Genomic DNA, 7,343 nt, shown 5'->3' on the forward strand with positions numbered 1-7,343 from the left:
CTTTCCCACCTATAGTCATACTGACTTATTAAACGCGTTTAATAAGTCAGTATGACTATAGCAGCAATTAGACCTACCGACAAGTTAATTCTTGAATGAAGACCCCTCAGTAGGTACCAGTATGAATCAAGGAGGGTACGTCGAAACAGCAAAAAGGAGGGGTAGCCCCCTCTTAGTATTTTTGCATATTACGTTAATTCCTATTGGAACTATCTATTCTTATTTCTCATCCAACCACAATATCGCTGTTACTCCACGGGGATAATATTTACTGCCCGTAATCTCCCCGGAAATAATTTGGTCGCTCCAGCTGAAGATCGATAATTCTGGATGGGTAAGCCAAGCCACGTGAGCGCGATCTGCTGCCGCTCCGCGTTCATCCCATTCCAATCCCAGAATGTTGCGGGCGATGAACTGTGAGAGATAGATTTTGCTAAGCCAGCTGTTGTTGCTAGTAGAGGAGATTTTCCAGCCCCCATCTTCAAATAAGCAAATGCCCGGCTTCAACACCGCCTGTAGATGCTTATCCAGTGCACCGATATAAGCGGCGAACCGTCCATTGCGATCAAGAGCTTCCTCACAACCCGTATAGTAAGGAAATACAAGGCCCTCAATAGCTGGAATGATCTTGGAATCATTTCCCTCTCCAATGACAGCCGGAATATACCCGTCTGCTGTAACGCTTGCCACCATCGTTTCGGCGCATTTCTCTGCTTGAATCCCAGCTGTTCTGGACAGCTCTGCACGCCCATACTCTACAAATATTTTCTCCATGGCCAAGTAAGCCGCCCAGCATTTTCCTGCCAAATAAATATTGTTGCGAGCTTGACCTAAGGAGACATCCAGACTGTCATACGTTGTAATCTCTGCTTCACCCATTGTACGAGAACTATCAAGCCCCATGACGCCATTTCTTTGCTCTGGATCTGGATGATCCCGATTTAACATACTATCCAGGCACTTCTCCAAGATACTCAGATTACGTTCCATCCAGCTCCGGTCACCCGTATGCTCCAGATAAGTTGCCGCACTCAGCACCCAGTTTATCAATTGTTCATGTGTCATATGTGAGAAACAACCATCAATACCATATAACTCATAAGCGGAATAGCCGGGACGTGATACTACGTTGGCCACACCCATATCATGTGTGAAGCTGATTCCACCCGGATACTCTGTATCATCCCCAGGGAAACGCACCGTATCTTCATAGCTGAATCTTTCCACGAACATATCCAGCTCATTACGTACTGTCCAAGGATTCAGACGCAGCTCATAGAATAACTGATCGACGGTAAGATCAAAGGTATTCATCATCCGGTATTCGCCTTCGTTAACGATCCAAAATGGCTTATTCTTATATTCCAGCAATTGCGTGGAACCATAATAACTACGAATCGCATGTGCTAGCATAAAGGTTTGATCTTCCGATAGGTCTGCATGAGCAAACATTTCATTAGCTTTTTGCGCTTCTTGTTTAAGATCATCGAACTTAGCTAGTGCATATTCGGCCACGGCCTCCAAATTACTGAAATAATGATTATAGTAATAGGAAGCATCCATACCAGAGGTAACATAACCCGATCGGTGAAAACAAATAGCAAACCGGTACGTTTCTTTCACTCCGGCTGGAACATCCATGATCAAAGCACCCACGCGGCCCAGTCCAAAGGTCCAATTCTCCTGAAGCTCCTCAGTTAGAATATCCTCCATCGTGAAATGCAGTGCGGACTTCGCAGTTCCTTTTTCAGCAGCAATTGTAATAAATCTACCTTGTCCAACGCCTGTAATCTCAGATGACACATCATCCAGCCTTCTCATTCCGCTATACACATCTGTTCCCTGAAAACCAAAGAACGCACGACGTGAGGTTGCTGATGAGGTGTTATCCACTTCGAGCTCAACCAGTACTGCTGGCAGCAGCACTTCCTTCATTTCTTCCACGGACGCAGTTTCAGGATCTGGTACTGATCGAACTGGCGAGAGAATTCGAAAGGTCAGATCCCCCGCACTCCAACTGTCTGTAGCTACAAGGAAATCCCTGGAAATCTCACGCTCTTGAAAAGGGAACAGAATATTCTCCTTATCTGGATTGGGGTCTGGATTCTCGATATCATAACGTTTACTCTCGTCATCGCCGCCAATCTCGTGAAACGGCAGTGTGTCATACCCCTTACCATCAGTTCGTTCTAATCCTATGAATATATTCTGTCTAGGGGGTTTAGCCATCTCCAGATCGAAACCTCCACTAGCTCCTTTAAATCCTAAAGTGAAACTCGCAAATGCACCGATCGGTGAATGATGAGCATTAAAAAATTTATTTTGCGACATAAATAAATGCACTCCCTCCAGCATGGTCCCGGATACCTCCGGGCTATATCTCCATGTTATCGATATTTCTGGGAGTCCAACAGGGTTAAAGCCTTCTATTATTTGGGCAAATCAAACATCGATAACAACCTATGATATAATTAAGCCAAATTTTATTGTAAAAGAGGATTGAAATGATCTCGAATGATCCCGCCTTCCATAATTCTATTGACGGTCAGATGTCTCCAGACATTCAAGCAGCCTTCCATATCTTCGCCGCGCATTGGAGAAAAGTGAATCCGGATTGGCAATATCCTGTACACACTCATCCGATGTTCGAGATTAATGTTGTCCTTCAAGGGGAGCAGCAGATGACGGTCGGCAATAAGTCTTTTATACAGAAAAGCGGCGATATTTTGTTCATTCGTCCCGGTGTTGAGCATAGCAGTTTGGGTTCAAATGCTGACTGTGACATGACCTATTACTGCCTGCATTTTGATATCGATGATCTGATTTTGCGGCGTGCCTTACTTACAGCTGATGCTGTTAGTCTGAGCGGGAACACCCCTGAACTGCTAGCTATCCGTTCGGCTCTAGACGTAATCATTAATTCTTCCATCTTGTCAGAGTCAAAGGACACACATAGAAATCGCCTGATAACTCTGCATGCCTCGTTGCAGCTATTGACTGCGCTCAGTGGTTGGGTGCTTTCGGAAATGCCTCTCCCAGCAGATACAGAAGCTACAGAAAATATTGTTGCCCTAGCTAACGCCATCGAAGGACTGCTGCAAGAATCAGTCATTACGGCGGCGGTCACAGGCGAACGAGGTGGTGGTATTGAGGATATTGCTGCCAAGCTCGGATATAGCACTACTCACTGTAATCGTGCTTTTCACCAAATCTATGGCATGTCACCAAGGCAATATTTATCGCGCTTGATCATTCGACACGCCAAACTACTGCTGATGGATAATAATCTGTCTGTCGAATCGGTCGCCCACCGACTAGGATACCGGGACGTATCCCACTTCAGCAAGCAGTTCAAGCGCTGGACAGGTCTGCCTCCGATGGGTTACCGCCGTTTAACAGCGAATCCGTGTACGGTTTAATGGCTCATTATGCATAAAAAAAGGATGTATCCCGGAACCCACGAATGGGTACAGGATATATCCTTTTTAAACGGACTCCATTCCTACCTCCACACAGCATTAACCTTTTGTCGCTCCTGATGCAATCCCTTTCACAAAATACTTCTGCAAGGCGATAAACACAATCAACACAGGCACAACCGACATCGCTGTTCCCGCAAAAATCATATCCCAACGTGAAGAAAATTCTCCGATATAACGGTAAATTTCCACGACCATAGTCTTAGCCTGTCCAGAAGGTAATACCAGCATCGGCATCAAGAAATCATTCCAGATCCCAAGTCCGTTCAGAACGCATACTAGTATCCGCTGTACCCATGTTACCGTCCGTCAGCTTGTCGAGTAATTCTTCGATGGTTAATCTGTGATTTCTCTGTTCGTAATGGTTCAGCTTCTCTTTGTTTCGTTCTCCTTCAGTCTCTTGACGAATAAGAGAAACAGCTTTACTTACCACCTGCTCCAGCTGGTTCTTATTCACTGGCTTCACCAAGTAATCCAGCGCGCCATATTGCAGTGCCTGACGGGCATATGTAAACTCCTGATAAGCACTAATAAAAATAACCTTTACCGACCTGCCAGCTTGATGAATCTCGCGGATAATATCTATTCCTGTATAGCCAGGCATGCTTATATCACTAATGATCAAGTCAGGATTATGTTCTTCGATCTGTTGTTTCAATTCAAGACCGTCACTGGCTTCTCCAACGATAGTAGTTCCAAGCTTCTCCCACGAAATCAGTTTTTTTAAGCCACGTATTATCACCGGTTCATCATCGGCGAGCAGTACCCGAATTTCCTTCATTCTACATTCCCTCCTACCTTAGAAAAATCATCTCACAGTAGTCCAATAAACCTATTCTAATGATAACAGACAAACAATCTTTGGTGCATTGTGTGGGAATGAACTTTTTTAAGGAGAAAGTGCAGTTATTTAAGAATCTTATTTACAGAAAATATTATACGGTGGGGTCGTAACTGCGGGGAATGATTGGACTCCCGGCCGCTGTTGTCGTAAGAATTTCTTCTACTTTTAACCGCTGATCACGGTTGAAATCTGAAGACAGCTAATGCTTACGATGCGAGCTTTCCTACGGAAAGCTTTCGGGCGGTCGCATACGCTCCTACAGTTCCGAACTTCCCCTCCGTTACTGCTCACCTGTCATTCTTTTTAATCTTTGAAGTTAATAAAGTCTTACCTGCCCCAATATAAAACCAGCGGCAGTTTCGGACAGGAAAATCAAGTCCGAGACTGCCGCTGGTTATAATTGAATCCATTTCAACATACGTTTCGGGGTTTAAGTCCCAAAATGTCTGTTCGATGTTTATTACACATACCAACAAGTCTCCTTTATAAAAATCTCCTCTGACAAATGGGTTGTCTGCCAAGTACCTAAGAGCAATTGGAACAAGATATTTCAAACTGAAACCTTGTCCAATCATTATTCTTAAATCTTCGACTGAGAAATCTATTAACGGTTTTCTTCGTAATTCATGACACCTAACAACAAGGTTTGAGCCATACTGTGGCTTACCCCAAGTCTCCCCTTCAAGTTCTTTTAATGTTTTATCCAAATAATTATTTAACATCATCCGACCACCTTAAATGCTTTATTAAAAAGTATATCAGATGTGGCGATTTGTTAAACTGCCCCTTAGCTTAATAAAAACAAGGAACACTGCCCAGGCAAACTGTTCCTTGTTTCGCTTAACTATTGTTCTCCGTTAGCGTAAATAGCAAGATTTATTAAATCTAACGATTAGTTTCAGAAAACTGAATCGAATGGATCATTTCAGTTGACGGGTCAAATTGGATTGATACAAAAACCCCAAACTCGTTACCTGCTTTGCTTCTAATCCATAGTTTGAATTTCTCTTCAGACTTTTTTGGTGTTAGTTCAGTCCGACCGATGTGCTTATAATCAATTATGTCTGCATTGTATCGTTTTTGTGTTTCCTCTACTGCAATTTTACCCCATTTTTCGTATTCAGGCATAGCCTCTACTGAAACAGTGGAATAAATAAGTATAGCCAAAAAAGATATCAGTAATTTTTTCATAATAACCGCCCATCTGGAGATTTTTTTCAGTAATATCTCTACTTTATCCAAATGTATTCTTAAACAAACCTGCCCGTTAGTTGAACAGAGGGCTACCTCTCGGCAGCCCTCTCATTATTGAACTATTGTTTCCCGTTAGAGCTTAACGGTTGATTACTCGTCAATCCGCTCACCAGTGAGATTAAATAAATGTCCATATCTACTTTTAGCAACGGGTCCCATACCGGCATCCTCCGTCTAATCATATAAAATCAGCCCGTCAAAAAAACTACTATAGTCGACATACTCATCGCCTATGGTGTACCAGACTTCCTTACCATTGCTAGTCTGAAGCTTGATATGGCCGAGTTTGTCGTCACCCAGGAATTTTACGTTGTCTCCAGGTTCCAGCGAAAAGGCTTCGTCCGTGCCATCTTTATGAAACTGCACGGCAATTTCCTTTTTGATCGTTAAAGGTGTCGGTGGTTCCATCGGATAAAAATCCTGTTGCTCTTCATGGAGGGAATGTTCGGCATCCAGACGGAATACCGAATCTCGGAACCAGGTTTGAAAGTTGTTACTTTCTTTTGCGCTGACCACTCTCCCATGGCCGTCATACATCGAACTGTGTGCCGAGAAATCGGGAAGCTCACCTATTTGCTTGAGAGTTTCGCCGTCATAAGCATAGAAAGATGTTGATCGTAAAAAGTCCATCTGCGAATCCATTTGAAGTGCAATCTCGAAATATGGATCGTCAATATCCAGATAAGGAAGTAGCTCACTGCCCACCTCCATTGTGATGTTATTCACCTTCAGGTTGAAGGCTCCTAATTCCGTTACCGGCGGTATTAACTGAATCTCTTCTTCACGACCATCTCCGTTCAGATCCACGTTCATCTTCTTCTGTTTAAAGCCCGAATCGCCTGTATAACCCCGTAAATGGACATCATCTGTATGAGAAGGTTCGAGCTTATAATCAGCGTATTTGGCTTCGTAGTCACGAAGTAGCGCCACGTTCTGTTTCTCCGTCGGGCTAAGATGCTCCTTGTAGGCAGAGTCAGCATGATACCAAGGCTTGGCGGCAAAGTAGTTTTGCAAATCCTTCTGTTTAAATACATACCCATGCCTTGCAAATATCTCGTTGCGCGCAAGCTTCAGAATACGGTCGTCCAGACTGCCGATCTTTTCCGGGGAAAGCACCGTATTCGAGCTGTCTTTCAAAATATACTCCCGTATTGCAGCTGCAAAAGTAGAAGGAGCAGCAGTTGTCTCACTTGCCGCAACTAGATTACCGACCGCTCCTTCAGCGGCTTTCTCTTTTTCCGCATAAGTACAGCCGGAAACGATTAATGACAGGGCAATTCCCCCATATATAAGCCGAAACTTCCGAAAATCCATTTTGTTGACACCTACTTCGTCATATGAATTCGATTTGATAATCGTGTATAAATATACCATAAAGTGGAATCTAGCGTATAGAAAAAACGAGCCTTCCACTTCTGAAGGATCCGCTACAGTTTGTATCTCCTTTTGATTTGAATGTTCGCTAACCTGCCCGTTCGTATTATAGGTTCAACCAGATCTTTCTGGTTGAACCTTTTTTCATTTGCTTAGAGGATTAAGGTAGCCGAGTCGAACGCACCTGCCCGTGGGACTTGATCCCGAGCGCTATAATGTTCACCCCTACTTGTCATGACCATGATTGAGGCTGGTTGGGACTTAAGATCCCGTATAACAAGCGACGCTATGGAGCGACAAGAATAAATCATTAGGGCTCTCGGTAAATCTACAAAAAGGGAGAGATTGAATGTATCCAGTTATCGGTTTAGATATATCTAAAGAAGAAAGCT

6 protein-coding genes and 1 pseudogene are annotated in these 7,343 nt (G+C 43.7%); 1 reads left to right on the top strand and 6 read right to left on the bottom strand.

The genetic code is table 11. The features are described 5' to 3' along the window. Positions 1 to 219: 219 nt before the first annotated feature. Positions 220 to 2,331, bottom strand: coding sequence for a glycoside hydrolase family 52 protein (locus UQ64_RS14785; RefSeq protein WP_060624278.1), 2,112 nt, complete (start codon positions 2,329 to 2,331; stop codon positions 220 to 222). 173 nt (positions 2,332 to 2,504) lie between these two features. On the opposite strand from UQ64_RS14785, the gene UQ64_RS14790 reads away from it, so the two are divergent. Further along, on the top strand, positions 2,505 to 3,419 hold the full coding sequence (locus UQ64_RS14790) for an AraC family transcriptional regulator (protein WP_060624227.1): 915 nt from the start codon (positions 2,505 to 2,507) through the stop codon (positions 3,417 to 3,419). 99 nt (positions 3,420 to 3,518) lie between these two features. On the opposite strand, the pseudogene UQ64_RS14795 reads toward UQ64_RS14790, so the two are convergent. The 5 genes and pseudogenes from UQ64_RS14795 to UQ64_RS14815 all read right to left on the bottom strand — a co-directional run. After that, positions 3,519 to 3,752: pseudogene (locus tag UQ64_RS14795) on the bottom strand (carbohydrate ABC transporter permease); the annotation flags it as partial. Then, positions 3,724 to 4,260: a response regulator gene (locus tag UQ64_RS14800; RefSeq protein ID WP_060624229.1), complete on the bottom strand. Its 537-nt coding sequence runs from the start codon at positions 4,258 to 4,260 to the stop codon at positions 3,724 to 3,726. The pseudogene UQ64_RS14795 and the gene UQ64_RS14800, both read right to left, overlap by 29 nt. A 350-nt stretch (positions 4,261 to 4,610) precedes the next feature. Next, complete coding sequence (locus UQ64_RS14805; protein ID WP_156417562.1) at positions 4,611 to 5,048, bottom strand: contact-dependent growth inhibition system immunity protein; 438 nt, start codon at positions 5,046 to 5,048, stop codon at positions 4,611 to 4,613. Between the two features lie 160 nt (positions 5,049 to 5,208). Further along, on the bottom strand, positions 5,209 to 5,514 hold the full coding sequence (locus tag UQ64_RS14810; RefSeq protein ID WP_060624230.1) for a DUF3889 domain-containing protein: 306 nt from the start codon (positions 5,512 to 5,514) through the stop codon (positions 5,209 to 5,211). Between the two features lie 237 nt (positions 5,515 to 5,751). Beyond that, positions 5,752 to 6,891 (bottom strand): YARHG domain-containing protein, encoded by a 1,140-nt coding sequence (locus UQ64_RS14815; RefSeq protein ID WP_245237982.1) that lies wholly within the window; start codon positions 6,889 to 6,891, stop codon positions 5,752 to 5,754. Positions 6,892 to 7,343 lie beyond the last annotated feature (452 nt).

Source organism: Paenibacillus etheri, assembly GCF_001012825.1.
In the GTDB taxonomy this organism is placed as follows: domain Bacteria; phylum Bacillota; class Bacilli; order Paenibacillales; family Paenibacillaceae; genus Paenibacillus_AQ; species Paenibacillus_AQ etheri.

What these genes read in the sequence shown, in the direction of transcription:
- UQ64_RS14785 (WP_060624278.1), bottom strand. Translation starts at nt 2,331, where the DNA reads ATGTCGCAAAATAAATTTTTTAATGCTCATCATTCACCGATCGGTGCA.
- UQ64_RS14800 (WP_060624229.1), bottom strand. Translation starts at nt 4,260, where the DNA reads ATGAAGGAAATTCGGGTACTGCTCGCCGATGATGAACCGGTGATAATA.
- UQ64_RS14810 (WP_060624230.1), bottom strand. Translation starts at nt 5,514, where the DNA reads ATGAAAAAATTACTGATATCTTTTTTGGCTATACTTATTTATTCCACT.
- UQ64_RS14815 (WP_245237982.1), bottom strand. Translation starts at nt 6,891, where the DNA reads ATGGATTTTCGGAAGTTTCGGCTTATATATGGGGGAATTGCCCTGTCA.
- UQ64_RS14805 (WP_156417562.1), bottom strand. Translation starts at nt 5,048, where the DNA reads ATGATGTTAAATAATTATTTGGATAAAACATTAAAAGAACTTGAAGGG.
- UQ64_RS14790 (WP_060624227.1), top strand. Translation starts at nt 2,505, where the DNA reads ATGATCTCGAATGATCCCGCCTTCCATAATTCTATTGACGGTCAGATG.